21 protein-coding genes and 3 pseudogenes are annotated in these 24,634 nt (G+C 72.3%); 15 read left to right on the top strand and 9 right to left on the bottom strand.

Annotation, left to right across the window (positions count from 1 at the left end):
* Positions 1-54: 54 nt before the first annotated feature.
* Positions 55-816 (top strand): SDR family NAD(P)-dependent oxidoreductase, encoded by a 762-nt coding sequence (locus tag FB563_RS21235; RefSeq protein WP_055705547.1) that lies wholly within the window; start codon positions 55-57, stop codon positions 814-816.
* Positions 817-865: 49 nt separating this feature from the next.
* Here FB563_RS21235 and pepN read toward each other — a convergent pair whose 3' ends face one another.
* Positions 866-3,436, bottom strand: coding sequence for an aminopeptidase N (gene pepN, locus FB563_RS21230; protein WP_055705546.1), 2,571 nt, complete (start codon positions 3,434-3,436; stop codon positions 866-868).
* 113 nt (positions 3,437-3,549) lie between these two features.
* Here pepN and FB563_RS21225 point away from each other — a divergent pair, with 113 nt between their 5' ends.
* Complete coding sequence (locus tag FB563_RS21225; RefSeq protein WP_055705545.1) at positions 3,550-4,023, top strand: DUF1203 domain-containing protein; 474 nt, start codon at positions 3,550-3,552, stop codon at positions 4,021-4,023.
* 87 nt (positions 4,024-4,110) lie between these two features.
* On the opposite strand, the gene FB563_RS21220 is transcribed toward FB563_RS21225, so the two are convergent.
* A complete protein-coding gene (locus tag FB563_RS21220; RefSeq protein WP_142218841.1) occupies positions 4,111-5,013 on the bottom strand; it encodes a LysR family transcriptional regulator in 903 nt (300 codons plus the stop codon).
* 17 nt (positions 5,014-5,030) lie between these two features.
* Positions 5,031-5,951 (bottom strand): DMT family transporter, encoded by a 921-nt coding sequence (locus FB563_RS21215; protein WP_411573160.1) that lies wholly within the window; start codon positions 5,949-5,951, stop codon positions 5,031-5,033.
* Between the two features lie 133 nt (positions 5,952-6,084).
* On the opposite strand from FB563_RS21215, the pseudogene FB563_RS21210 reads away from it, so the two are divergent.
* Positions 6,085-6,398 (top strand): annotated as a pseudogene (locus FB563_RS21210) (MarR family winged helix-turn-helix transcriptional regulator); the annotation flags it as partial.
* Here the strand turns inward: FB563_RS21210 and FB563_RS21205 are convergent.
* A complete protein-coding gene (locus FB563_RS21205) occupies positions 6,379-7,941 on the bottom strand; it encodes an FAD-dependent monooxygenase (RefSeq protein ID WP_055703504.1) in 1,563 nt (520 codons plus the stop codon). The pseudogene FB563_RS21210 and the gene FB563_RS21205 sit on opposite strands and share 20 nt — an antisense overlap.
* Positions 7,942-8,085: 144 nt before the next feature.
* Here FB563_RS21205 and FB563_RS21200 point away from each other — a divergent pair, with 144 nt between their 5' ends.
* Complete coding sequence (locus FB563_RS21200; RefSeq protein WP_055703505.1) at positions 8,086-8,664, top strand: TetR/AcrR family transcriptional regulator; 579 nt, start codon at positions 8,086-8,088, stop codon at positions 8,662-8,664.
* Between the two features lie 124 nt (positions 8,665-8,788).
* On the opposite strand, the gene FB563_RS21195 is transcribed toward FB563_RS21200, so the two are convergent.
* From FB563_RS21195 to FB563_RS21185, 3 genes are read right to left on the bottom strand one after another with little or no spacing between them, the layout of a single operon-like run.
* The gene (locus tag FB563_RS21195; RefSeq protein ID WP_055703506.1) at positions 8,789-9,064 is read right to left on the bottom strand and encodes a hypothetical protein; all 276 of its coding nucleotides are present in this window, start codon (positions 9,062-9,064) and stop codon (positions 8,789-8,791) included.
* A 58-nt stretch (positions 9,065-9,122) separates the two neighbouring features.
* Positions 9,123-11,204, bottom strand: a complete 2,082-nt coding sequence (gene malQ, locus FB563_RS21190; RefSeq protein WP_142218840.1) for a 4-alpha-glucanotransferase — start codon at positions 11,202-11,204, stop codon at positions 9,123-9,125.
* Positions 11,205-11,468 (bottom strand): hypothetical protein, encoded by a 264-nt coding sequence (locus FB563_RS21185; RefSeq protein WP_055709901.1) that lies wholly within the window; start codon positions 11,466-11,468, stop codon positions 11,205-11,207.
* A 125-nt stretch (positions 11,469-11,593) separates the two neighbouring features.
* On the opposite strand from FB563_RS21185, the pseudogene FB563_RS21180 reads away from it, so the two are divergent.
* Positions 11,594-11,755, top strand: a pseudogene (locus FB563_RS21180) (ABC transporter ATP-binding protein); the annotation flags it as partial.
* Between the two features lie 32 nt (positions 11,756-11,787).
* Positions 11,788-12,706, top strand: a pseudogene (locus FB563_RS21175) (hypothetical protein).
* A 142-nt stretch (positions 12,707-12,848) separates the two neighbouring features.
* Here FB563_RS21175 and FB563_RS21170 read toward each other — a convergent pair.
* Positions 12,849-13,385, bottom strand: a complete 537-nt coding sequence (locus FB563_RS21170; protein WP_055709903.1) for an HNH endonuclease — start codon at positions 13,383-13,385, stop codon at positions 12,849-12,851.
* A gap of 324 nt (positions 13,386-13,709) precedes the next feature.
* On the opposite strand from FB563_RS21170, the gene FB563_RS21165 reads away from it, so the two are divergent.
* Both FB563_RS21165 and FB563_RS21160 read left to right on the top strand, forming a co-directional pair.
* On the top strand, positions 13,710-14,828 hold the full coding sequence (locus FB563_RS21165) for a mechanosensitive ion channel family protein (RefSeq protein WP_055709904.1): 1,119 nt from the start codon (positions 13,710-13,712) through the stop codon (positions 14,826-14,828).
* Between the two features lie 136 nt (positions 14,829-14,964).
* Positions 14,965-15,588: a Uma2 family endonuclease gene (locus FB563_RS21160; RefSeq protein WP_142218839.1), complete on the top strand. Its 624-nt coding sequence runs from the start codon at positions 14,965-14,967 to the stop codon at positions 15,586-15,588.
* Here the strand turns inward: FB563_RS21160 and FB563_RS44945 are convergent.
* A complete protein-coding gene (locus FB563_RS44945; protein WP_280116571.1) occupies positions 15,578-15,712 on the bottom strand; it encodes a hypothetical protein in 135 nt (44 codons plus the stop codon). The two genes, FB563_RS21160 and FB563_RS44945, sit on opposite strands and share 11 nt — an antisense overlap.
* A gap of 451 nt (positions 15,713-16,163) precedes the next feature.
* On the opposite strand from FB563_RS44945, the gene FB563_RS21155 reads away from it, so the two are divergent.
* From FB563_RS21155 to FB563_RS21125, 7 genes are all read left to right on the top strand, one after another.
* The gene (locus FB563_RS21155; RefSeq protein WP_142218838.1) at positions 16,164-17,375 is read left to right on the top strand and encodes an ROK family transcriptional regulator; all 1,212 of its coding nucleotides are present in this window, start codon (positions 16,164-16,166) and stop codon (positions 17,373-17,375) included.
* Between the two features lie 39 nt (positions 17,376-17,414).
* Positions 17,415-18,758 carry an ABC transporter substrate-binding protein gene (locus FB563_RS21150; protein WP_234358086.1) on the top strand — a complete coding sequence of 448 codons (1,344 nt, stop codon included), beginning with the start codon at positions 17,415-17,417 and terminating at the stop codon, positions 18,756-18,758.
* A 2-nt stretch (positions 18,759-18,760) separates the two neighbouring features.
* Positions 18,761-19,702, top strand: coding sequence for a carbohydrate ABC transporter permease (locus FB563_RS21145; RefSeq protein ID WP_055710407.1), 942 nt, complete (start codon positions 18,761-18,763; stop codon positions 19,700-19,702).
* Positions 19,703-19,704: 2 nt separating this feature from the next.
* Positions 19,705-20,598 carry a carbohydrate ABC transporter permease gene (locus tag FB563_RS21140; RefSeq protein ID WP_055710406.1) on the top strand — a complete coding sequence of 298 codons (894 nt, stop codon included), beginning with the start codon at positions 19,705-19,707 and terminating at the stop codon, positions 20,596-20,598.
* 7 nt (positions 20,599-20,605) lie between these two features.
* The gene (locus tag FB563_RS21135) at positions 20,606-21,871 is read left to right on the top strand and encodes a 6-phospho-beta-glucosidase (RefSeq protein WP_055710405.1); all 1,266 of its coding nucleotides are present in this window, start codon (positions 20,606-20,608) and stop codon (positions 21,869-21,871) included.
* Complete coding sequence (locus FB563_RS21130; RefSeq protein ID WP_055710404.1) at positions 21,862-22,881, top strand: N-acetylglucosamine kinase; 1,020 nt, start codon at positions 21,862-21,864, stop codon at positions 22,879-22,881. Before FB563_RS21135 ends, FB563_RS21130 begins: the two co-directional genes overlap by 10 nt.
* A 304-nt stretch (positions 22,882-23,185) precedes the next feature.
* Positions 23,186-24,622, top strand: coding sequence for a hypothetical protein (locus FB563_RS21125; RefSeq protein WP_208766303.1), 1,437 nt, complete (start codon positions 23,186-23,188; stop codon positions 24,620-24,622).
* The last annotated feature ends 12 nt before the right edge of the window (positions 24,623-24,634 follow it).

The following is a 24,634-nucleotide window of genomic DNA, read 5'->3' as shown; positions in this document are numbered from 1 at the left end:
GGCGCCGTACGTCAGTACCGGTGAACGTGACGACACACCGAGAGGGAGTTCACCATGCTGCTCACCGACAAGACCGCGATCATCTACGGCGCCGGCGGCTCGATCGGCGGTGCGGTGGCCCGCGCCTTCGCCCGCGAGGGCGCCCGGGTGCACCTCGTGGGCCGTACCCGCCACACGCTGGAGGCGGTGGCGAAGGAGATCACGGCGGCCGGCGGGCACGCCGAGACGGCGGTCGTGGACGCGCTGGACGAGGCGGCCGTGGAGGAGCACGCGGGCCGGGTCGGCACGATCGACATCTCCTTCAACCTCGTCAGCCGCGGGGACGTCCAGGGCGCCCCGCTGACGGAGATGCCGGCCGACGACTTCCTGCGCCCCGTCCTCGACGGCACCCGCGCCGCCTTCCTCACCGCCCGCGCCGCCGCCCGCCGCATGGCCGAGCGCGGCTCGGGGGTGATCCTCACCCTCAACAGCGGCTCCGCGCACGGCAGTCCGATGATGGGCGGCACCGGCCCGGCCGACGCGGCCGCCGACGCCCTGGTGCGCAACCTCGCCATGGAACTGGGCCCGCGCGGGGTGCGCGCGGTGGGCCTGTGGGCGGCCGGTGTCCCGGAGACGCTCACCGGGGACAAGCTCCGCGCCGTCGACCCGAACGTGAACGTCGCCGGCATCCTCGACCACCTGGCGAGCCTGCGCATGACCCGCCGCAACCCCACCCTGGCCGAGATCACCGCCACGGCCGTCTTCCTCGCCTCCGACCACGCGGCGGGCATCACCGGCACGTTCGTGAACGTGACCGGGGGGATGTTCCCGGGCTGAGCGCGGCAGAGGGCGCCCGGCGCGGATGCCGGGCGCCCTCGCGGCCGTACTACTGCGCCGCGGCGTCCGCCGCCTGGGCCCGCAGTGCGCGCTCGATGCCCGAGCGGGACTCCGAGACGAGGCGGCGCAGGGCCGCGTTCGGCTCGGCCGAGGACAGCCAGGTGTCCGTCTTGGCCAGGGTCTCCTCGGAGACCTGGACGGCCGGGTACAGGCCGATGGCGATCTGCTGGGCGATCTCGTGCGAGCGGGAGTCCCAGATGTCCTTGACGACCTCGAAGTACCGGTCCGCGTACGGCGCCAGCAGCTCGCGCTGGTCGGTCTGGACGAAGCCGCTGATCACGGCCTCCTGCACGGCGTTCGGCAGCTTGTCGGACTCGACCACCGAGGCCCAGGCCTCCGCCTTGGCCTCCGTCGTCGGGCGGGCGGCCCGGGCCGTCGCCGCGTGCCGCTCACCGGCCGCCGTCCTGTCCCGCTCGTACTCGGCCGCGATCTCCGCCTCGTCGTAGCGGCCGACCGCCGCCAGCCGCTCCACGAACGCCCAGCGCAGCTCGGTGTCCACGGCCAGGCCCTCGACGGTCTGGGTGCCCTCCAGCAGCGCCTCCAGCAGGTCCAGCTGCTCCGGGGTGCGGGCCGTCGCCGCGAAGGCGCGGGCCCAGGCCAGCTGGTGGTCGCTGCCCGGCTCCGCCGCACGCAGGTGGGCCAGCGTGGCGTCGGTCCAGCGGGTGAGCAGGGACTCGCGGGCGGCCGGGTCGGCGTACAGGTCGATGGCCAGCTTGACCTGGCGGTGCAGCGACTGCACCACGCCGATGTCGGACTCCTTGGCGATGCCGGACAGGACCAGGGCGAGGTAGTCGCGGGTGGCCAGTTCGGCGTCCCGGGTCATGTCCCAGGCGGAGGCCCAGCACAGGGCCCGCGGCAGGGACTCGGTGAAGTCGCCGAGGTGCTCGGTGACCACCGCGAGCGACTCCTCGTCCAGGCGGACCTTGGCGTAGGAGAGGTCGTCGTCGTTCAGCAGGACCACCGCCGGGCGGCGCCGGCCGGCCAGCTGCGGTACGGCCGTCAGCTCGCCGTCGACGTCCAGCTCGATACGGTCGGTGCGCACCAGCTTGCCGTCGGCGCCGAGGTCGTACAGGCCGATCGCGATGCGGTGCGGGCGCAGCACCGGCTCGCCCTTGGCGCCGGCGGGCAGGGCCGGGGCCTCCTGGCGGACGGCGAAGGAGGTGATGACCCCGTCGGCGTCGGTGGCGATCTCCGGGCGGAGGATGTTGATGCCCGCCGTCTCCAGCCACTTCCGCGACCAGGTCTTCAGGTCGCGGCCGGAGGTCTCCTCCAGCGCGCCGAGCAGGTCGGACAGGCGCGTGTTGCCGTACGCGTGCCGCTTGAAGTAGGCCTGCACGCCCTTGAAGAACTCGTCCTGGCCGACGTACGCGACGAGCTGCTTGAGCACGCTCGCGCCCTTGGCGTACGTGATGCCGTCGAAGTTGACGAGCACGTCGTCCAGGTCGCGGATGTCCGCCATGATCGGGTGCGTGGACGGCAGCTGGTCCTGCCGGTACGCCCACGTCTTCATCGAGTTCGCGAACGTGGTCCACGAGTGGGGCCAGCGCGAGCCGGGCGCGGCGGCCTGGCAGGCGATGGAGGTGTAGGTGGCGAACGACTCGTTCAGCCACAGGTCGTTCCACCACTCCATGGTGACGAGGTCGCCGAACCACATGTGGGCCAGCTCGTGCAGGATGGTCTCGGCGCGGACCTCGTACGCCGCGTCGGTCACCTTGGACCGGAAGACGTACTGGTCGCGGATGGTGACGGCGCCCGCGTTCTCCATCGCGCCCGCGTTGAACTCGGGCACGAACAGCTGGTCGTACTTCGCGAAGGGGTAGGCGTAGTCGAACTTCTCCTGGAACCAGTCGAAGCCCTGCCGGGTCACCTCGAAGATCGCGTCCGAGTCCAGGAACTCGGCGAGGGACGGGCGGCAGTAGATGCCCAGCGGCACGGACTGCCCGTCCTTCTCGTACACGCTGTGCACGGAGTGGTACGGGCCGACGATCAGCGCCGTGATGTACGTCGAGATGCGCGGGGTCGGCTCGAAGACCCAGACGTTGTCCTTGGGCTCCGGGGTCGGCGAGTTCGAGATGACGGTCCAGCCCTCGGGCGCCCGCACGGTGAACTGGAAGGTGGCCTTCAGGTCCGGCTGCTCGAAGGAGGCGAACACCCGGCGGGCGTCCGGGACCTCGAACTGGGTGTAGAGGTAGGCCTGCTCGTCGACCGGGTCGACGAAGCGGTGCAGGCCCTCGCCGGTGTTGGTGTAGGCGCAGTCCGCGACCACGCGCAGGACGTTACGGCCCTCCAGCAGGCCCGGCAGGGCGATCCGCGAGTCCTTGAAGACCTCGGCGGGGTCGAGCGCGTCGCCGTTGAGCGTGACCTCGTGGACGGTGGGTGCCACCAGGTCGATGAAGGACTCGGCACCGCCGCGGGCCACGTCGAAACGCACCGTGGTCGCGGACCGGTAGGTACCGCCCTCCTGCGCGCCGGAGAGGTCGAGATCGATCTCGTACGAGTCAACGGTGAGCAGCTCGGCCCGCTGCTGCGCCTCTTCGCGAGTCAGGTTTGTGCCAGGCACGCGGTCATCTCCTCGATATGTGTCGGTTCCGTCATCCTTCCATGGGAGCCATGGGGAACGCGATGTCCGGATCCCGCCGGTCAGCGCGGCGGCCGGGCAGCACGCTGGGCCGTATGACGACCTACCGCGCACGTCCCGTTCCGGCCGGGACCCTGAAGGAACTGCGCAGCGCCGACGACGCGGGACGGCCCGTGAGCCCGTTCACCGACGAGGAGGGCGGCGCGCCGCTGCGCTGCTGTCTGCGCCGCAGCGCGCCGGGCGAGCTGATCGCCCTGGTCTCGTACGCGCCCCTGCGCCGCTGGGCGGCCGGGACGGGCGCCGATCCGGGGGCGTACGACGAGCAGGGCCCGGTCTTCGTGCACGCCGAGGAGTGCCCGGGCCCGTCCGACGGCGCCGCACTGCCGTTCACCGACGCCCACCGCGTGCTCCGCCGGTACTCGGCCGACGGCCGGATCCTGGGCGGCCGCCTGGTGGCCACCGACTTCCCGTCCGCCCTCGCCGAGGCCTTCTCCGACCCGGAGGTGGCGTTGGTGCACGTGCGGGCGGTGGAGTACGGGTGCTTCCTGTACGAGGTGCGGCGGGGATGAACCGCTGCGCGTCCGTACGAGGTGCGGCGGGTTGAGCCGCTGCCCGTCGAGGAGCCTCAGCCGCCGTGGCCGAGCAGGGAACCGCGGCTAGGCCCCGTCGGCGGCCGCCGCCCCCAGCGCCTCCAGCACCCGGGCCACCGCCCGCCCTGTCTCCCCGCCCCTGCGCACCGCCGCCGTCACATGCCGCACCGGCCCGTCCGCGCCGAGGTCGCGCAGGACCACGCCGTCGCGGCGGCCCGCGGCCATGCGCGGGACGAGGGCCACTCCCATGTCGGCCGCGACCATGGCGAGGATCGCGGTCCAGCCGGAGGCCGAGTGGCCCTGGTGGGGGCTGAAGCCGGCCGCCTCGCAGGCGCGGCGGGTGATGTCGGACCAGGGGCCGCTGCCGCCGAAGATCCAGGGTTCGGCGGCCAGGTCGGTGAGGGTCAGGGCGGGGGCCGCGGCCAGGGGATGGCCGGGGGGCAGGGCGACGTCCAAGGGGTCGGCCAGCAGGGGGACCTGGGTGAACCGGGGGTCCGCCGCGCTGGGGGCCGACGCCGCGAGGGACAGGGCGAGGTCGGCCTCGCCGGCGGTCAGCAGGTCGTAGGCCTCGGCGGCCTCCGCCTCCCGGACCCGGACCGTCACCTGGGGGTGCGTGGTCCGCAGGGCCCGTACGGCCGGTACGACCAGGGCGGGTACGGACGTCGGGAACGCGGCGACCCGGACCTCCCCCGCCTCCCCCTGGACGTACGCCGCCAACGCCGCCTCCGCACGCTCCAGTTGCTCGAAGACCGGCTCGGTGTGGGCCAGCACCAGCCGCGCCGCGTCGGTGAGCCGGACCCGGCGGCCCCGCGCCTGAAGCAGGGGCACGCCGAGCTGCCGGGCGAGATTGGTGAGCTGCTGGGACACCGCGGACGGGGTCATGTGCAGGGCCTCGGCCGTCGCGGTCACGGTGCCGCGCTCGCGCAGGGTGCGCAGGATCTGCAGCTTCCGGATGTCCCACTCGGCCATGCCCGGAAAGCTACACGTCACCCGCGGGATCCCGCGCCCAGCACCACACCGCCCAGGATCAGCGCCATCGACAGCAGTTGCGGCAGGCCGGTCGTCTCGCCGAGTACGGCCCAGGACAGCAGGGCCACGCAGACCGGCTGGAGGTAGTAGACGATGCCCGCCCGGGTCGCGCCGATCAGGGCGATGGCCTTGTTCCAGGCGAAGAAGGCCACCGCGGAGGAGGCGACGCCGACGTAGAGGAGCGGCAGGACGGTGGCGGCGGTGGGGTGGAAGGAGCCCTGCACGGTCACGCTCACCGCCTGCGCGGGCAGCAGCAGGACGGTGCCGGCCAGGAAGGTGGTGAAGAGGAAGCCGGTGCCGCTCAGTTCGGCGGGCCGGCGGCGCAGCAGCGCGCTGTAGCCGGCGAAGCAGCAGGCGGCCGCGATCATCCACAGGTCTCCGGTGGCGAAGCCCGAGCCGCCGCCGACGAGCAGCGTCACACCCGCGCAGGCGATGAGCAGCCCGGCGGTGCGGCGCGCGCCGAGCCGTACGCCGCCCAGCCGTTCGAAGACCGCCATGAGCACCGGCGACGCGGCCATGATCATGCCCATGGTGGCGGCGGGCGTGGTCAGTCCGGCTTGGTTGACCAGGGTGTTGTACACCGCCACACCGAGGAAGGACGCGAGGAGGACGTAGCGGCCGTTGCGGCGGATCAGCGCTCGCTGCCGCCAGGCCTGCCGTGCGCCGAAGGGGGCCACGGCGAGCAGCGCGACGACCCAGCGCCAGAAGGCGTGCTGGACGGGCGGGACGCTGTCGTGCAGACCGCGTGAGGTGACGAAGCTGCCGGACCAGACGACCGTGGCGAGCGCGGCGCAGGCGAGGCCGAGCAGGGGAGCGGCGGCCTCGCGCGGGCGGCGGGCGGCGGCCGGGGTGGTGGTCCGGTGCAGGGCGGCGGTCACGGGCTTCCTTCCGGGTGGTGGAGTGTGTTCCGACCGTCGCACCGAGCGACCTGTCAGGTCCATCGAAAGTTTTGGAAGGTTCCTTTCAGTGAACCTGAAAGAAGGCTGCCCGCGAGCGAGCGGCAGTACGGCGATGCCCGCGAGGCCGTGGGCGGTGAGCAGGGCACCCACGACCGACCTCGACTCCATGGCGATGGAGGTCTTCGGGCGGACCTACCGCCTCTCCCGCACCATGGGCGACCGCATGGAAGAGGGGCCGGCCTGCTGCGCCGCTCCCCCGATCCGCACGACCGCCGGGGCCTTCGGGTGACGCTGACCGAGAAGGGGCTGGACGTCATCGACCGGGTGGTCGGCGCGGGCCTCACGGTCCAGACGCAGGCCCCGTCCCGCCTCGACGACGACCAGGTCGGCCAACTGGCGGTCCTGCTCAGGGAATTGCTCGCGGGAGCGCCGGAGGTGCCGCACCGGGTCGGGGTCCAGCGGTGGTCTGGTCGCCGACGTGCGCGGCGAGCGCCGTCCCGATGTCCCTCGCGTCGGCCGAGTCGGCGGCCCAGGCCGTGTAACCGTCGGGGCGGACCAGCACGGTCGTACGGCGGTCGCTCGCCCAGTGGGCCACGGTGAGCCGGTCCGCGCGGCCGGGCCCCGCCTCGTACGGCTCCGGGGTGATCAGCACGAACCGGCCGCCGCGCAGGGCCTCGTAGAGGCGGCCGCCGCCGGCCAGGGCGACGTCCGGCACCCGGGTGCCGGTGAGGCGGTGGGCGCCGCGCGGCGCGGGGTAGCGGTAGCCGACGCCGGTGACCTGGCCGGCGACCTTGCGGCGGGCGGGGCCGACGGCGTTCAGGAACGCGGTGAGCGCCGCGCGGGCCGCGAGGGTCCAGGGGCGCTTGGCCATGGCGAGGCGGACGATCCCGCCGCTGCTGCGCAGCACCGCCTTGCCCACGGGGTGCCGTTCGGCCTGGTAGCTGTCGAGCAGCGCGGGCTCGGCGTGACCGGTGACGACCGCCGCGAGCTTCCAGCCCAGGTTGGCCGCGTCCTGCAGGCCGGTGTTCATGCCCTGGCCGCCGGCCGGGGTGTGCACGTGGGCGGCGTCGCCGGCCAGGAAGACCCGCCCGACCCGGTAGGCGGGCGCCTGCCGTTCGTCGCTGTGGAAGCGGGACATCCAGCGGGCGTCGTGCATCCCGAAGTCCCGGCCCAGGGCGAGCCGGGTGATCTCCTGGATCTCCGCCAGGTCCAGCGGTTCGGTGTCGGGGACGTTGCGGCCGCGGTGCCAGCCGATCACCCGGTAGTAGCCGTCGCCGAACGGCGCGAGGAAGGCGAAGGCGTCGCCGACGGCGTTGACGGTGAGCAGGTCCGGCGGCGGCTCGGCGAGCCTGACGTCGGCGAGGACCACGGACCGGATCACCGACTTGCCCGGGAAGGGCAGCCCGATCGCGTCCCGTACGGCGCTGCGCATGCCGTCGGCGCCGACGACGTACGCCGCCCGCAGCCGCTCCGTACGCCCCTCGGGACCGCGCACCTCCACGGTCACCCCGTCGGCGTCCTGCGTGAGCCCGGTCAGCTCGGTCTCGTACCGGAAGTCGACGCCCGCCTCGACGGCCCGGCGCTCCAGGACCTTCTCCACCTCGTACTGCGGAAGGACGAGGAGGTGGTTGAAGCGGGAGGGGAGGGTGGCGAGATCGACGGTGAGCCGGCCGAAGAGGGCCAGGCGGTCGAGGGGCCGGCCGGCCTTTTCGAGGTCGTCGGCGAGGGCGCGGGCGTCGAGCTGTTCCAGGGTGCGGGCGTGCAGGACGAAGGCGCGGGAGAGGTTGCTGATCCTGTGGGGGCGCTTTTCGAGGACGGTGACCGGGACGCCGGCGATGGCGAGGTCGCCGGCGAGGAGCAGGCCGGTGGGACCGGAGCCGACGACGATGACGGTGGCGGGGCTGCCGGTGCCGGTAGTGCCGGTGACGTCGTGGGTGTTGGTGCCGTTGTTGCCAGTGGTGCCGGTCATGGTGGCCTCCTGGGTGCCAACGCTTGTTGGTCTAAAAGCGTTTTGCCAACGGCTGTTGGTCAACGCTTGTTGGCAAGCCTAGAACCGGGGCGCGAAGGCAGTCAACACTTGTTGGCCTACGCATGTTGGCCTACGCTCGTTGGCATGACCGGCAGCACGAAGACCAACCAGGCGCGCCGCTCCGACGCCACCCGCACCGCCATCCTTCACGCCGCCCGCGAGCGGTTCGCCGCCGACGGCTACGAGCGGGCCACCATCCGGGCGATCGCCAGGGACGCGAGCATCGACCCGTCCATGGTGATGCGCTACTACGGCAGCAAGGAGAGCCTCTTCGCCGCGGCCGTCGCGCTGGATCTGCGGCTGCCCGATCTGACGGGGGTGCCGCAGGACGAGGTGGGACGGACGCTGGTGGGCCACTTCCTCGGCCTGTGGGAGGAGAACGAGGAGCTGACGGCCGTGCTCCGGGTCGCCGCCACCAACCCGGCCGGCGCGGAGCGGATGCAGGGCATCTTCCGGGACCAGCTGCTGCCGGTGGCCCGGCAGGTGTGCCCCGACCCCGAGCAGGTCCCGGCACGGGCGGCGCTGTGTGCCGCGCAGCTGCTCGGGCTGGCCCTCACCCGCTATGTGCTGACGTTTCCGGCGACGCGGGAGCTGACCCGCGAGGAGCTGCTGGCCTGGCTCGGGCCGACCGTACAGCGGTACCTGACCGCGCCGAATCCCTGAGCCGCACCGCACCCCGCGCGGTGCGGAAAGACAAAACGCCGAGGGCGCCGACCTCACCCGGGTACGGCGTCGTGCGCGTACCGCGGGAGGACAGGCGCCCCCGGCGAGAGGAACCGGTGTCCGGTCAGGCCTTGGCGTCGGCCCCGGGCTTCACGTTGGACGAGGGCTTGATGGTCCTGATCTTGGACTTGTCCAGCGCCATCACCAGACCGGCGATGACCACGAACAGCGCGAGCGGGATCAACACGTAGAGGCCCAGCGTCTGGATGACGCTCAGGCCCGGGCCGGGGTCGTCGCCGTCGTCGCGGGTCAGCGCGAGCGCGGGGGACGACATGAGCAGCATCATCAGCGTCGTACCGGCGGCCAGGGCGCCGGCGCGCAGGGCGTTCTTCTTGTCCACGATCTCAAGTTAGCGAACCCCCCGGACGCACGCGCGCCCGGGGTCCCGTACGGGGGGTTCACACGCCGCCGGCCTGCCGGAAGACATGGAGCAGCGCCCTCAGCCGAGGGGAGGCCGTCAGTTCCTCCAGCGGCAGCGGCCGGCCCTCGCGGTCCGCGATCGGCAGCCGCCAGTTCGGGTACTGGTCCCAGGTCCCGGGGAGATTCTGCGGGCGGCGGTCGCCGACGCCGTCCGGGAGCCAGACGCCGATCAGCCGGGCCGGGGTGCGCAGCAGGAAGCGGTGGACGGCGCGGATCTCCTCCTCCTCGTCGGAGCCGGGCGGCCCGGCGGCGGTGCGGTCGAGCAGGCCGAGGCTGCCCAGCAGGGCCAGCCACTCGGCCGTGTCGGCGACGGCCTCGGCGCGTTCCTCGGCCGCCGGGCGGGTGAGCAGGCCCAGGCGGTCGCGCAGGTCGATGTGGTCGCCGGTGAGCCGGGCGGCGGTGGGCGGCAGGTCGTGGGTGGTGGCGGTGGCCAGGCAGTCGGCGCGCCAGCGCTCGGGCGGCAGCGGCCGGCCGTCGCCCTCCCAGTCGCGTTCGAACCACAGCACCGAGGTGCCGAGCACCCCGCGCCGCTGCAGCGTCTCGCGCACGCCGGGCTCGACGGTGCCGAGGTCCTCGCCGATGACGACGGACCCGGCGCGGGTGGCCTCCAGGGCGAGGATCGCGAGCATGGCGTCGGCGTCGTAGCGGACGTAGGTGCCGCCGGTGGGCGGGCTGCCCTGGGGGACCCACCACAGGCGGAACAGGCCCATGACGTGGTCGATGCGCAGGGCGCCGGCGTAGCGGAAGAGGGCGCGCAGGAGCTCGCGGTAGGGGGCGTACCCGGTGGCGGCGAGGCGGTCGGGGCGCCAGGGCGGCAGGCCCCAGTCCTGGCCGCGGGCGTTGAAGGCGTCGGGCGGGGCGCCGATCGACATGCCGGCGGCGAAGACGTCCTGCTGGGCCCAGGCGTCGGCACCGTCCGGGTGCACGCCGACGGCGAGGTCGTGCACGATCCCGACGGGCATGCCGGCCTCGCGGGCGGCGCGCTGGGCGGCGCGCAGCTGGCCGTCGGTGAGCCAGGCGAGGCGGGCGTGGAAGTCGACCCGGTCGGCCAGGTCGGCGCGGGCGCGGGCGGTGGCGGCCGAACGGGGGTCGCGCAGGGCCGACGGCCACCGCCGCCAGTCGGAGCCGTGGACCTCGGCGAGGGCGCACCAGGCGGCGTGGTCGTCGAGGGCCTGGCCCTGGGCGGCGCGGAAGTCGTCGTAGGCGGCCCGGCGGCCGGGGCCGAGGGGGACGGCCAGGACCAGGTCCAGTGCCGCGCGCTTGAGTTCCCACACCGCGTCCCGGTCGATGAGGGCGCCTTTGTCGAGGACGGCGGCGCGCAGCCGTTCGGCCCGCTCCAGCAGGGCGCTCAGCCGCTCGCGGTCGGTGACGTAGGCGTACTCGGGGATGTCCTCGACGCGCAGGTGCACCGGGTCCGGGAAGCGGCGGGAGGACGGGCGGTACGGGGAGGGGTCGGCGGGGGCGCCTGGTACGGCCGCGTGCAGCGGGTTGACCTGGACGAATCCGGCGCCGGCGGTGCGCCCGGCCCAGCCGGCCAGCTCGGTGAGGTCGCCGAGGTCGCCCATGCCCCAGGAGCGGCGGGAGAGCAGGGAGTACAGCTGGACGAGGAGGCCGTGGGAGCGGCCGGGCGGGGCGGGCAGCCGGTCGGGGGCGACGACGAGGTGGGCGTGGCCGGTGCGGCCGTCGGGTGCGAGGGCGGTCACCCGGTGCACACCGAGCGGCAGGTCCGCGACGGTGTCCCGCTCCTGGCCCGCCTCGGTCTCGACGCGCAGGCGAGTGCCGGGCGGCAGCGCGGCGAGGGCGGCGGGGCCCTGCGGGTCACCGGCCCAGTGCACGAGCGTCGGCGGCAGCAGACGCTCGCCCAGCTCGCGTTCCCGTGCGGCGAGTGCGGTGCGTACGGCGGCGGGGCCGGCCGCGTCGACGCCGAGGGCGGCCAGGGCGGCGGCCACGGCGGAGGCGGGCACCGGGACGTCACGGCCGGCGGCGGGGCTGTAGGAGGTGGCGACGCCGTGCAGCTCGGCGAGCCTGGACAGGTCCGCGTCCTGGAGCGCCGCGGTCATCTACGACCCCGCGCCGAAGGTGTCGGCCTCGTACGACCCGGTGCCGAAGGCGTCGGACTCGCTGGTCAGCGGGGTGGCGTCGGCGAGCGGCGGCTCGCTGGTCAGGGGTTCGGCGTCGGGCAGTGGGGGCTCGCTGGTGAGCGGGGCCTGGGTGCAGGCGCTCTCCGCGCTGAACACGCACAGCGAGGCGTCGTCGGTCGGGGCGGACAAGTCCGCCCCGGGTTTCCACTGGGCGGGGATCGAGAGCCGAACCGGTGCGGCCACGAGGGTCTCCTCTTCGGTGGGTCGGATGCTGTCGCTTTGAACGGATTACGGCAGGCCTACCCCGTGACGGCCGCCGCACTCCAGAGACCCGCTCGAAGCCGCCTCGGCCACCCCGTCGAACGTGATCTTTGATCACCGAACAGGTGATGACGGCCCTGGTCCACATGGGCCGCGACGCGGGCGCGGCGGTGCTGCTGATCACGCACGACGCCCAGGTGGCGGCGTACGCGGACCGCGAGCTACGGCTGAGCGACGGCGCCGTGGTGCCGGCGGAGGTGACGGCATGACGCGGGAGGCACGTTCCGGGACCCGGTCCGGTATGGCGGTCGACATCCGGCTGGCCTGGCAGTTGGTCCGCGGTTCGGACCGGCGGGAGTGGTGGCGGCTCGGGCTGACGGCGGCGGGGGCCGCGCTCGCCACCGGGTTCGCGCTCGCGGCCGTCGCAGTGGCCTCGCTGCACGGGCAGTACCGGGTGTCCTTCGGGCACGGCCTGTTGGACCGGCCCGGCGAACGCTCGGGGGTGGTCCTCGGCCTGCTGCTCCTGCTGGTGCCGGTGCTGGGGTTCCGCGGGCAGTGCGCGCGGATCGGCGCCGTGCACCGCGACCGGCGACTGGCCGGGCTGCGGCCGGCGGGTGCCGGCCCGGCGCAGGTGCGCCGGATCGCCGCGCTGGAGACGGGGACGGCCTGTCTGCTGGGCTCGGTCCGTGGGCGGCGGCCCGCAGCCACGCGGCGGTGCTGCTGGCCACGGTCGTCCCACGGGATTCGTCGGTGTCCGGCAGACGCTCCTGGCCGGCCTGCACGAGATGAACCGCGACCACGAGCTGGGCATGGACATGGCCTTCTATACGACGGGCATCGATCTGACGGCCGTCGCCATCCTCGTCGCCCTCGCGATCACCCTCTCCGGTCTCGCCGTCGGCACCGCCGAGTCGGTGGCCGACCGCCGCCGGGGCCTGGCCGCACAGGTCGCCTCCGGGATGCCCCGGGCGGTGCTCGGCCGGGCGCTGCTGCTGGAGACGGCGCTGTCGCCGGCCCCCGCGGTCGCGCTGGCGGGCGCGGGCGGCATGGCGATCGGCGTCTGGTACGCCTCGCTGGCCCGGGGCGTGCTCATCCAGGCCGTGCCGTACGCGGCGCTGCTGGTGCCGGTGGTCGTCTACGCCTGCTGCCTGCTGGCGGCGGCCACCTCACTGCCCCTGCTGCGCCGCGCGGCCCGCCCGGCGGAGCTGCGGTACGCGTGAGCCCGAAGGCTCCGGGGGCGCAGGGGACTCCCGGAGCCGGTGCGCGCCCTCACCGCGCGTGGGCCGGGTCCCGGCGGTACCGCGTAGGCCGGGTCCCGGCGGTACGTGGGTCCCGCCGGGTACGCGAAGGCCCGGATCGCCGTCAGGCAGAAATGCCGTCGATCCGGGCCAGGGCATCGTCCGCGCCGTACGGCTGCAAGTAGGGCAGCCAGCGCGGATCCCTATGCCCGGTGCCGATGATGCGCCAGGCCAGCCCGGACGGCGGCGCCGGTTTGTGCCGCAGTCGCCACCCCAGCTCGACGAGGTGACGGTCGGCCTTCACGTGGTTGCAGCGGCGGCAGGAGGCCACCACGTTGTCCCAGACGTGCTTGCCCCCGCGGCTGCGCGGGATGACGTGGTCGACGCTGGTTGCGACGCCACCGCAGTACATGCACCGGCCCCCGTCGCGCGCGAACAGTGCACGCCGGGTGAGAGGAACGGGCCCCCGATAGGGAACCCGGACGAATCGCTTGAGCCGGACCACGCTGGGTGCGGGGACTGTGACGGTTGCGCTGTGCATATAGGCGCCGGATTCCTCGAGGGAGACGGCCTTGTTCTCCAGGACGAGGACGAGCGCGCGGCGGAGCGGTACGACGCCGAGCGGCTCGTACGACGCGTTGAGGACCAGGACATGCGGCACGGGTGCCTCCTTGGGCGTCGGCGGCGCGTGGCTCGCGCCGGGACGATCTGCAGTCAGTCTCCCTTGATGCCTGGTGGAAGCGCCACCATGTCCCGGTAACGGGCTGGGAGTGTTTTCGACCACATCTGATTCATCCCCCGGATCATGACGAGTTCAAGCCAGGGTGAGCCCCGTCTCTCCTGCAGCCCTCCTTGGCGGATCCGCGCGATGCCCACACAATGCCCCGTTAGTGTGGTGGCCCTGTCCGTCCGGTGACCTTTTCGTGACCTTGAAGACCTTGACCGCCCACCGGCACGGACCGCGCAGCACCTGGAGGTACCTGCCGTGTCGTCCTTGCCCGCCGTCCTTCTGGCCGCCGGTGCGTCGCCGACCCCGTCCCCCTCTCCCTCTCCGTCCGGCGCGACGGCACCGGCCGTGCCGTCGCTCCAGGACGCCCAGGAGAGCGCGACGAACGCGGCGAGCTGGGTCGAGCAGAACTGGTCGACCTGGCTCGCGATGGGTCTGCAGATCCTGCTGATCGTGGTGATAGCGGTCGCGCTGCGCGCGGTGGTGCGGCGGGCGATCACCAAGCTGATAGACCGGATGGGCCGCACCGCGGAAGCCGTGAACGGCACGGCGCTGGGCGGGCTGCTGGTCAACGCCGAACGGCGCCGGCAGCGCTCGCAGGCGATCGGCTCGGTGCTGCGCTCGGTGGCGAGCTTCCTGATCCTCGGTACGGCCGCGCTGATGGTGCTGTCCACGTTCAAGATCAACCTGGCGCCGCTGCTGGCGTCCGCCGGTGTGGCCGGTGTGGCGATCGGTTTCGGCGCCCGCAACCTGGTCACCGACTTCCTCTCCGGCGTGTTCATGATCCTGGAGGACCAGTACGGCGTCGGTGACGTGATCGACGCGGGTGTGGCCACCGGCGAGGTGATCGAGGTCGGGCTGCGCGTGACCAAGCTGCGCGGTTCCGACGGCGAGATCTGGTACGTCCGCAACGGCGAGGTCAAGCGGATCGGCAACCTCTCCCAGGGCTGGGCGACGGCCGGGGTCGACGTGACCGTGAAGGCGAGCGAGGACCTGGAGCGGGTCAAGGCCACGCTGGACGACGTCGCCGAGCACATGAGCAAGGAAGAGCCCTGGAACGAACTGCTGTGGAGCCCGGTCGAGGTCCTCGGCCTGGACTCGGTCCTGCTCGACTCCATGGTGGTCCGCGTCTCCGCCAGGACCATGCCGGGCAAGGCCCTGACCGTCGAGCGGGAGCTGCGCTGGCGGATCAAGCGCGCGTTCGACCAGGCGAGCATCCGCATCGTGGGCGGCGCGACCTCGGTCGAGGACGCGGAGGACACCCCCGACCCGACGGCGGCTGTGGCGGCCCCGTCGGCCTTCGCCAACGCGGACTCGCCGCAGGCGGCGGCGACGGCACCGATCGCCGCGCAGCGGCCGGCGCCGCCCGGGAAGTAGGGGAACAGTTTCAGCACACTCGTTCGAGTGAACAGGTGGGGCATTCCGGCGCGCGGTGCGCACGGGTGCCCCATCGTTCTGCCGGGGCACCCGACGCGGGCTTAGCCTGGCATCAGTGCGACAAGGAGAACCAGCGATGAGCGCCGAACCGATCATGAAGCCGGTGGTGACGCAGGTGGACCCCATTGACCTGTTGGAAGTGTTCGAAAAGGCGACGGGACCGGTGCCGATTCGAGCGGAGTTCATCGAGGGGACGGGCATCTTGCCGCCTCAGCCGGAGCACCGGCACAACGCTGGCGCCGTGAAGCTCATCGTCCAGTTCCACCTCGCCGGGCTTGATTTGGCCGGCGTAAATAACGGCTTCCGCGTCACTCACACGGACGGGCGAACCATGGCCTTGGTGGTGCCGGACTTCTATGTCTGCCGCCGCGAGCCAACCGAACTCGACGAGTCCTATCGGACAACTCACCGGGGTTGGTACCCCATCGACATGCTCGCCCTGGTCGGTGAAGTCACCTCCACCAACCACGAAACCGACACAGGCCCCAAACTGCGCACCTACGCAGCCACCGGCGTCCCCGTCTACGTCCTCATCGACCGCCACTCCAAGACGGCTCACTGCTACACCGATCCCATCCTCCCCGGCAGCGACCCCACTGAGGCGTACTACGCCACCGACACCGAGGTCAGCCTCGGCGACCCCCTCCCCCTCCCACCGCCGTACCCCACCCTCGACACCACCCCGTTCGTCACGGCCTGACCAGCCGCGCTATCTGACACAGCGCGACGAACCCGCTCGCCCTGCGCAGCCCCAAGCCGGTCATCAGATTCTCGTCGGCGTAGATCTCCAGCCAGGCCTCTCCCGACGCGGAGTCGAAGGTCACGGAGCCACTGACGGACCGCCGGCCGCGGAACGGGCGTCGGCGGAAGTGGAGTTCCTCGCCGCTCAGCACGTCCCAGGCCCGTTCGGAGATGGGCAGGCCGGCCCTCGGGCGCGCCGCCCGGTCGGCCGAAACGTGTGCTCCTGCGTGGTGGCCGGCGCCTGAGCCGTGACCGGGATGCCGGTGCCGCGAGCGCGGCGGTGCGGGGCGCCGTACGGGTAGACGGCGAAGGCCAAAGATCACCAGCCATGGACGGGCTGTACAGCCCCGCGAGATAACGACTCTGCAGCCCCCGCGCCCTTGTCTATTGACGCCCCCTTCGTCCTGGGCTTACGTTCCTCCCACCCCAATAGGAAAGTTTCCTAACAGTGATCTCCAGGGCGGCCGGTGATCAAGACTGGACCTCCCGCCAGGTCACTGCGAAGCTGGGCGGCTGGAAAGGCAGGTGTCGACCATGGCAGGAACCGCCGGTACGCCGGGCACCCCGCGCGTGCTGCGCGCCATGAACGACCGTGCCGCGCTGGACCTCCTGCTGGAGCACGGGCCGCTGTCGCGCACCCGGATCGGGAAGCTCACCGGCCTGTCCAAGCCCACCGCCTCCCAGCTGCTGGCCCGCCTGGAGGCCGCCGGACTGGTCCGGGTCACCGGCACCAGCGAGGGCCGCCCGGGCCCCAACGCCCAGCTGTACGCCGTCAACCCCGCCGCCGCGTACGCGGCCGGGCTCGATGTCACCCCGGAGCGCATCCGCGCCGCCGTCGCCGACGTCACCGGCCGCACAGTGGGTGAGCACGAGCTGCCCACCCCCGGGCGCCGGCCCGCCCAGCCCGTCGTCCAGCAGGTCACCGACGCGCTCGACGGTGCCGTCAAGGCCGCCGGACTCGCGCGGTCCGATGTGCACCGGCTGGTCATCGGCACCCCGGGCGCCTTCGACCCCAACACCGGCCGGCTGCGCTACGCCTCCCACCTGCCCGGCTGGCACTCCCCCACCCTGCTCGACGAGCTCGCCGCCGCCCTGCCGATGCCGGTGGAGTACGAGAACGACGTCAATCTCGTCGCCCTCGCCGAACAGCGGCTCGGGGCGGCCAAGGGTCACGCGGACTTCGTGCTGCTGTGGAACCAGGAAGGCCTCGGCGCCGCCCTGGTCCTCGGCGGCCGGCTGCACCGCGGCTGGACCGGCGGCGCCGGCGAGGTCGGATTCCTGCCCGTGCCGGGCACGCCCCTGGTGCGGCAGGTGACCAAGGCCAACAGCGGCGGCTACCAGGAGCTGGCCGGCTCCCAGGCCGTACCGAAGCTGGCCCGGGAGCTCGGCATCCCGGATGTGCCGTCGGGGCCGTACACCGAGGTCGCCGCCGAACTCGTGGCCCGGGGCGCCGATCACGCCTCCGGCCCCTACCGGGAGCTGCTGCGGACCTACGCGACCCGGCTCGCCACCGGTCTCGCCTCACTCGTCTCCGTCCTCGACCCCGAACTCGTCGTCCTCAGCGGCTCTGCGCTGACGGCCGGCGGCGAGGGCCTGCGCGCCCTCGTCCAGGCCGAGCTGGAGGAGCTGGCCGCGGCCCGCCCCCGGCTGGTCGTCGGCGACGTCCACGAACACCCCGTCCTGCGCGGCGCGTTGGAGTCCGCGCTCGTGACCACCCGCGACGAAGTCTTCGACACCTCGCGCTAGCCCCCTCTCACCCACCCCGTCCCGCTGGGAGACCTCGCCATGCCCGAAGTCATACCCTCAGCTGCCCGAAAAGCGGCTTTTGCCCTGACCGTCTCGCTGGCCCTCCTCACCACCGCCTGTACCGGGCAGTCCGACTCCGGTGCCACGGACGACGCCTCGAAGGACACGACGATCAACTTCTGGCACGCCTGGAGCGCGCCGAACGAGGTCAAGGCCGTCAAGTCGCTGGTCGCCGGTTTCGAGAAGGCGCACCCCAACATCCACGTGAACATCGTCGGCAACATGACCGACGACAAGATCAACCAGGCGCTGCGGTCGGGGGGCGACAAGGCGCCGGACGTGATCTCCTCGTTCACGACCAACAATGTGGGCAAGTTCTGTTCCTCGGGTGCGCTGGTCGACCTCAACCCCTTCTTCAAGAAGTCCGGGATCGACCCCGAGAAGACCTTCCCGAAGCCGATGAACGAGTACACCCAGTTCGACGGCAACCGCTGCACGGTGCCGCTGCTCGGTGACGCGTACGGGCTCTACTACAACAAGACGGCGTTCGCGAAGGCCGGTATCGCCCGTCCGCCGAAGACCTGGTCCGAGTTCGAGGCCGACGCCAAGAAGCTGACCATCACGGACGGGGACTCGTACAAACAGCTGGGCTTCATGCCGGACTACCACGGCTGGGAGTCCACCACCGAGCACTACTTCGCGCAGTTCTCGCCGACCTATTTCGGCAAGGACGGCAAGTCCGACCTCGCCAAGGACCCGGCGTTCCAGAAGGGCTTCGAACTCCAGAAGCGGCTCGTGGACGAACTCGGCGGATTCCCGAAGCTGGAGCGGTTCCGCGCGACACTCGGTGACGAATGGGGCCCCAAGCACCCCTTCCACACCGGTCAGGTCGCCATGCAGCTCGACGGCGAGTGGCGGCTCGGGATGGCCGAGCAGGCCAAGCCGAAGTTCGAGATCGGCGTCGCCCCGCTGCCCGTGCCCGACGACCAGGCCGCACAGTACGGCAAGGGCTACATCACCGGCACCATCGCGGGCATCGCCGCCACCAGCCACAAGCAGAACGCGGCCTGGGAATTCGTCAAGTACATCACCACGAACACGGACGCGGTGGTCGGCTTCGCCAACGACATCCACAACGTCCCCTCCACGCTGGCCGCGCTGAAGTCCCCGAAGCTGACGTACGACCCGCGCTTCAAGACGTTCCTCGACATCGCCGCCAATCCGAACTCCGCCACGTCGCCGGCCTCCATCAACGGGGGCCAGTACCTGGTGACGATCCAGCAGTTCGGTTACGACTACGAAAGCGGCAAGGTCACCGATCTGAAGGCCGGCCTGAAGCAGACGGCGGCGCAGATCGACACGGACATCGCGCAGGCGAAGTAGCCATGAGCGCGCTCACTCTGGCGTCCAAGCGCCGGCGGGCGGCCCTGAGGACCGCCGCCTTCATGTCACCCTGGCTGATCGGTTTCGCGGTCTTCTTCGCGTATCCGCTGATCTCGACGGTCTATTTCTCCTTCATGCACTACGACGGCTTCCGGCCGCCCACGTGGAGCGGCGGGAAGAACTGGACCTACGTCTTCGAGCACTACCCGCTTTTCTGGCCGGCCCTGCGCAACACGCTGTGGCTGGTCCTGGTGATGGTGTCGTTGCGGGTCGCCTTCGGGCTCGGCATCGGCCTGCTCATCACCAAGATCAAGACGGGTACGGGGGTCTTCCGCACCCTCTTCTATCTGCCGTACCTGGCCCCGCCGGTCGCCGCGACCATGGCCTTCGCCTTCCTGCTGAACCCCGGCACGGGCCCGGTCAACTCGATGCTCGAAAAGGTGGGCATTCCGGCACCGGGCTGGTTCAACGACCCCACCTGGTCCAAACCGGCCCTCACCCTGCTGGCGCTGTGGGGCATCGGCGACCTCATGGTCATCTTCATGGCCGCGCTGCTGGACGTGCCGACCGAGCAGTACGAGGCGGCCGAGCTGGACGGCGCCTCGGCCTGGCAGCGGTTCCGGTACGTCACCCTGCCGAACATCTCCCCGATCGTGATGTTCGCGGTCGTCACCGGCGTGATCCAGACCATGCAGTACTACACCCAGCCGCTGATCGCCGGGAAGGTCGCCTCCGGGGTGATCCAGGGCGCGGGCACCCAGTTCGAGCCCGGCTACCCGGACAAGTCCACGCTCACCCTCCCCCAGCTCGTCTACAACCTCGGCTTCCAGCGCTTCGACTACGGCTCGGCCGGTGTGGTGGCGCTGGTGCTGTTCGCCCTGTCGATGGTGTTCACCGGGTTCCTGATGCGGCGCCGGGGCGGTCTCATCCAGGCAGGTGACTGACCATGACCCAAGTACTGGACAAGCCCGTGGAGGTGCGGGCGCCCGCCGCGGCCGCCGAGCGTACCGCCCGGCGCCGGGCGCTCCTCGAATGGATCGCGGTCCACTCCCTCGGCGTCGCCGCCGCGCTGTTCTTCACCCTCCCGTTCGTGTTCGTGTTCCTGACCTCGCTGATGAGCGACACCCAGGCACTCAGCCGTGATCTGATCCCGCACACCTGGGAGTGGGGCAACTACAAGAGCGTGCTCGACACCCCCGGCTTTCTGACCTGGTGGAAGAACACGCTGGTCTACGCGGGCCTCGGCACCGTCCTGACCGTGGTGTCCTCCATTCCGGTGGCGTACGCGCTCGCCAAGTTCCGCTTCCGGGGCCGCAACCTGTCGCTCATGCTGGTGATCTCGATGATGATGCTGCCCCCGCAGGTGGTCATCATCCCGATGTACCTGTTCTGGGCGAAGCAGCTGGACCTGTCCGGCACGCTGTGGCCGCTGATCATCCCGATGGCGTTCGGTGACGCGTTCTCCATCTTCCTGCTGCGGCAGTTCCTGATGACGATCCCGAACGAGTACCTGGACGCCGCGAAGGTGGACGGCTGCGGCGACCTCAGAACCCTGCTGAAGGTCGTCCTGCCCATGGCCAGGCCCGGCATCGCGGCCGTCGCCCTCTTCCAGTTCTTCTACGCCTGGAACGACTACTTCGGCCCGCAGATCTACGCGTCCGAGAACCCCGGCGCCTGGACCCTGTCCTACGGCCTGGAGTCCTTCAAGGGCGCCCACCACACCGACTGGAACCTCACCATGGCCGCGACCGTGCTGGTCATGGCCCCCGTGATCCTCGTGTTCTTCTTCGCCCAGAAGGCGTTCGTGGAGGGCGTCACCCTCACCGGAGTAAAGGGTTGATCCGACTGTGAAACTCACTGTGGTGGGCGGAGGCTCGACCTACACGCCCGAACTCATCGACGGCTTCGCGCGTCTGCGCGACACCCTGCCCATCGAGGAACTCGTCCTGGTGGACCCGGCCGCTGAGCGCCTGGAGCTGGTGGGCGGGCTGGCCCGCCGGATCTTCGCCAAGCAGGGCCATCCCGGCCGGATCGTCACCACCGCCGACCTGGACGCCGGCGTCGACGGCGCCGACGCCGTGCTGCTCCAGCTGCGCGTCGGCGGCCAGGCGGCCCGGCAGCAGGACGAGACCTGGCCGCTGGAGTGCGGCTGCGTCGGCCAGGAGACCACCGGCGCGGGCGGCCTGGCCAAGGCGCTGCGCACGGTCCCGGTGGTCCTCGACATCGCCGAGCGGGTGCGCCGTACCAACCCGCGTGCCTGGATCATCGACTTCACCAACCCGGTCGGCATCGTCACCCGCGCCCTGCTCCAGGCCGGGCACCGGGCGGTCGGACTGTGCAACGTGGCGATCGGCTTCCAGCGGAAGTTCGCGGGCCTGCTCGGCGTGACCCCGGCGGATGTGCACCTCGCCCATGTGGGCCTCAACCACCTCACGTGGGAAACCGGTGTGCGCCTGGGTGGCCCCGAAGGCGACAACGTCCTCCCGAAGCTCCTCGGCGAGCACGGCGACACCATCGCCGACGACCTGCGCCTCCCGCGCCCCCTCCTGGACCGCCTGGGCGTGGTCCCCTCCTACTACCTGCGCTACTACTACGCCCACGACGAGGTGGTGCGCGAGCTGCGCACCAAGCCGTCCCGGGCGGCCGAAGTCGCCGCCATGGAACGGGAGTTGCTGACGATGTACGGCGACCCGGCCCTGGACGAGAAGCCGGCACTGCTGGCCAGGCGGGGCGGGGCGTACTACTCGGAGGCGGCGGTGGACCTGGCGGCCGCGCTGCTGGGCGGTGGGGGAAGCCCCTACCAGGTGGTGAACACCTTCAACCGGGGCACGCTGCCGTTCCTGCCCGACGACGCGGTGATCGAGGTCCAGGCCGCGGTCGGCCCGGCGGGCCCCGCCCCGCTGCCGGTGCCTGAGCTGGATCCCCTGTTCTCCGGGCTGATCGCGAACGTGACGGCGTACGAGGACCTGGCCCTGGAGGCGGCGCTGCGCGGCGGCCGGGACCGCGTCTTCCGCGCCCTGCTGGCGCATCCGCTGATCGGCCAGTACGCGTACGCCGACGCCCTCACCGACCAGCTGATCGCACACAACCGGGAGCACCTCGCGTGGGCCTGACCGCACCTGAATCCGGGAGTGTCCTCGCGATCGACGCGGGCAACAGCAAGACCGACGTGGCCGTGGTCACCGCCGCCGGGGAGGTGCTGGCCACGGCCCGCGGAGGTGGTTTCCGCCCGCCCGCGGTGGGGGTGGCGGCGGCGCTGGACGCGCTGGCGGAACCGGTGGCGCGGGCCTTCGGGGAGTCGGGCGTCACCTCCGTGTCCCATGTCTCGGCCTGCCTGGCCAACGCCGATCTCCCGGTGGAGGAGGAGCAGTTGGCGACGGCGCTCCGGGCACGCGGCTGGGGTGCCTCGGTGTCGGTCCGCAACGACACCTTCGCGATCCTGCGGGCGGGCGTCGCCGAGCCGCGCGGGGTGGCCGTGGTGTGCGGGGCGGGCATCAACTGCGTCGGCATGCGCCCCGACGGCCGTACCGCGCGCTTTCCGGCCATCGGACGGATCTCCGGTGACTGGGGCGGGGGCTGGGGCCTGACGGAGGAGGCGCTGTGGTTCGCGGCCCGCGCGGAGGACGGCCGGGGCGGGCCGACGGCGCTCGCCCGCACCCTCCCCTCGCACTTCGGTCTGCCGTCCATGTACGCCCTGATCGAGGCCCTGCACCTGGAGCACATCGACCACGACCGCCGCCACGAACTGACCCCGGTGCTCTTCACGACGGCGGCGGACGGCGACCCGGTGGCCCGCTCGATCGTCGCCCGGCTCGCGGAGGAGGTGACGGTGCTGGCCACGGTGGCGCTGGCCCGCCTGGACCTGCTCGACGAGGAGACGCCGGTCCTGCTGGGCGGCAGCGTCCTGACCGCCGGTCACGCCCTCCTCGACGACGGCATCCGCGACCTGCTGGCCACCCGCGCCCCCAAGGCCGACGTCCACGTGGTCACGGCGAGCCCGGTCCTGGGCGCGGCCCTGCTGGGCCTGGACCGCCTGGGCGCGGACGCGGAGGCGCGGGAGCGGGCGCGGGGGTACTGGGAGCCCGGAAGAGCCGGCCTGCCCGCCGGACGCGCGGGCGGCTGACGGGCGGTACGCGGTACGGGCCGCGGGCGCACCCGCACGGTGACGCGCCCGGTCGGCCGCCACCGGAACCAGGCGGCGAGATCCGGGGCGATCCAGGCCCCCGGCCCGCGCCCCGGCCGGTCCCTGCGGTCGGAATGGAACCGGTACGCCCCGACCGGCGTGTTCATCGACAGGGGGGTGGTGCGCCCGGTGCCGCGCGCCGTCGGGCACACTGCGATCCGATCAAGATCCAGTGAAGGCCGGTGCGGATGTCGGCCCCGGCGGCGATACTTGGCGGCGAACGGATGACCATGGGGGAGGTCGAGTGACACACCCGCCGAAGAGCACGGCAGCGCCACCGGTGGCGGGCCCCGGCCTGCCCGCCGCCCCCGGCATCCCCGCACAGCCCGCCCGCCCGGCCCCCGGCGGTTCCCCCGCGCCGTCCGCCCGGCGGACCGCGTTCGCCGAGGGTGTCGACCGGCTGCGGGACGCGGCGACCACCGAGCCGGGACGGCTGCGGATCATCGGGGCCGTACTGGCGCTGCTGGTGGTGGCGTTCGGCGCGGTCACCGCCTGGCAGGCCAGTGAGCGGGCGGCCGCCGCCGACGACGTGCTGCACCGCAGTCAGCCGCTCAGTTCCGGTGCGGCGGACATCTACCGGTCGCTGGCCGACGCCAACACGGCCGCGTCCAGCGGGTTCCTGGCCGGCGGGCAGGAGACGGCCGCCTCCCGCGACCGGTACGAGACGGACATCCGAACCGCCGCCTCGGGCCTGGTGACCGCCGCCGCGAACGCCGAGCCGGGCTCCGCCTCCGAGGCGACCATCGCCCGGCTGAACAAGCTGCTGCCCGAGTACAAGGGTCTCATCGAGCGCGCCCGGACCTACAACCGGCAGGGTTATCCGGTCGGCGGCGCGTATCTGCGGTACGCCAACGAGAAGATGCAGAAGGAGATGCTCCCGGCGGCGGAGGATCTCTACACCAAGGAGAACCAGCGGCTGGACGCCGACTACGGCGACGCGACACCGTATCCGTGGGTCGCCATCGCGCTCGGCGTGCTCGCGCTGGCCGCGCTCGGCTGGGCCCAGCACCGCACCTACCGGCGTACCAACCGCGTCCTCAACCACGGCCTGGTCGCGGCCTCCGCCGCCACCACCGTGGCCCTGCTGTGGCTGGTCGTCGGGCACGCGGTGGCCCGCTCCGAGCTGAACGGCTCCTACGACCACGGCATCCGCTCCCTGACCGTCCTGCACGACGCCCGGATCGCCTCCCTGAAGGCGCGTGGGAACGAGAACCTGAGCCTGGTGGCGCGCGGCGCCGAGACCGTCACGGTCGGCGGGAAGACGTACGACGCGTACTACTACGACTTCGACAAGGACATGACCACCCTGGGCCAGGGCCTGACCCGGGCGACGAAGCTCGCCGACGACCAGGGCGGCAGCGCCCCGGTGACGTCGGCCGAGGGCAACATGGCGGTGTGGAAGCAGCGCCACGCCGCGGCCCGCACCGAGGACGAGAACGGCAACTACCAGCAGGCGCTGGACAAGGTGATCGGCGCCAAGGGTGCCACCGGCGAGTGCTTCGACAGCGTCGACCGCAATCTCGCCCAGGCGATCGACCACGAGCAGACCGAGTTCCAGCGGGCCGCCGGGGACGGGCGGGACGCCATGACCGGGCTGCCGCTCGGCGCGGCCGTGCTCGCGGTGCTCGGCGCGGCCGGCGCGCTGGCCGGCATCGGCCGCAGGCTTTCGGAGTACCGGTGACAGGGGGCATGA

The organism is Streptomyces puniciscabiei (assembly GCF_006715785.1).
Classification (GTDB): domain Bacteria; phylum Actinomycetota; class Actinomycetes; order Streptomycetales; family Streptomycetaceae; genus Streptomyces; species Streptomyces puniciscabiei.
Note: the sequence above shows the minus strand (reverse complement) of the source record. Positions and strands in the feature narration are given on the sequence as shown.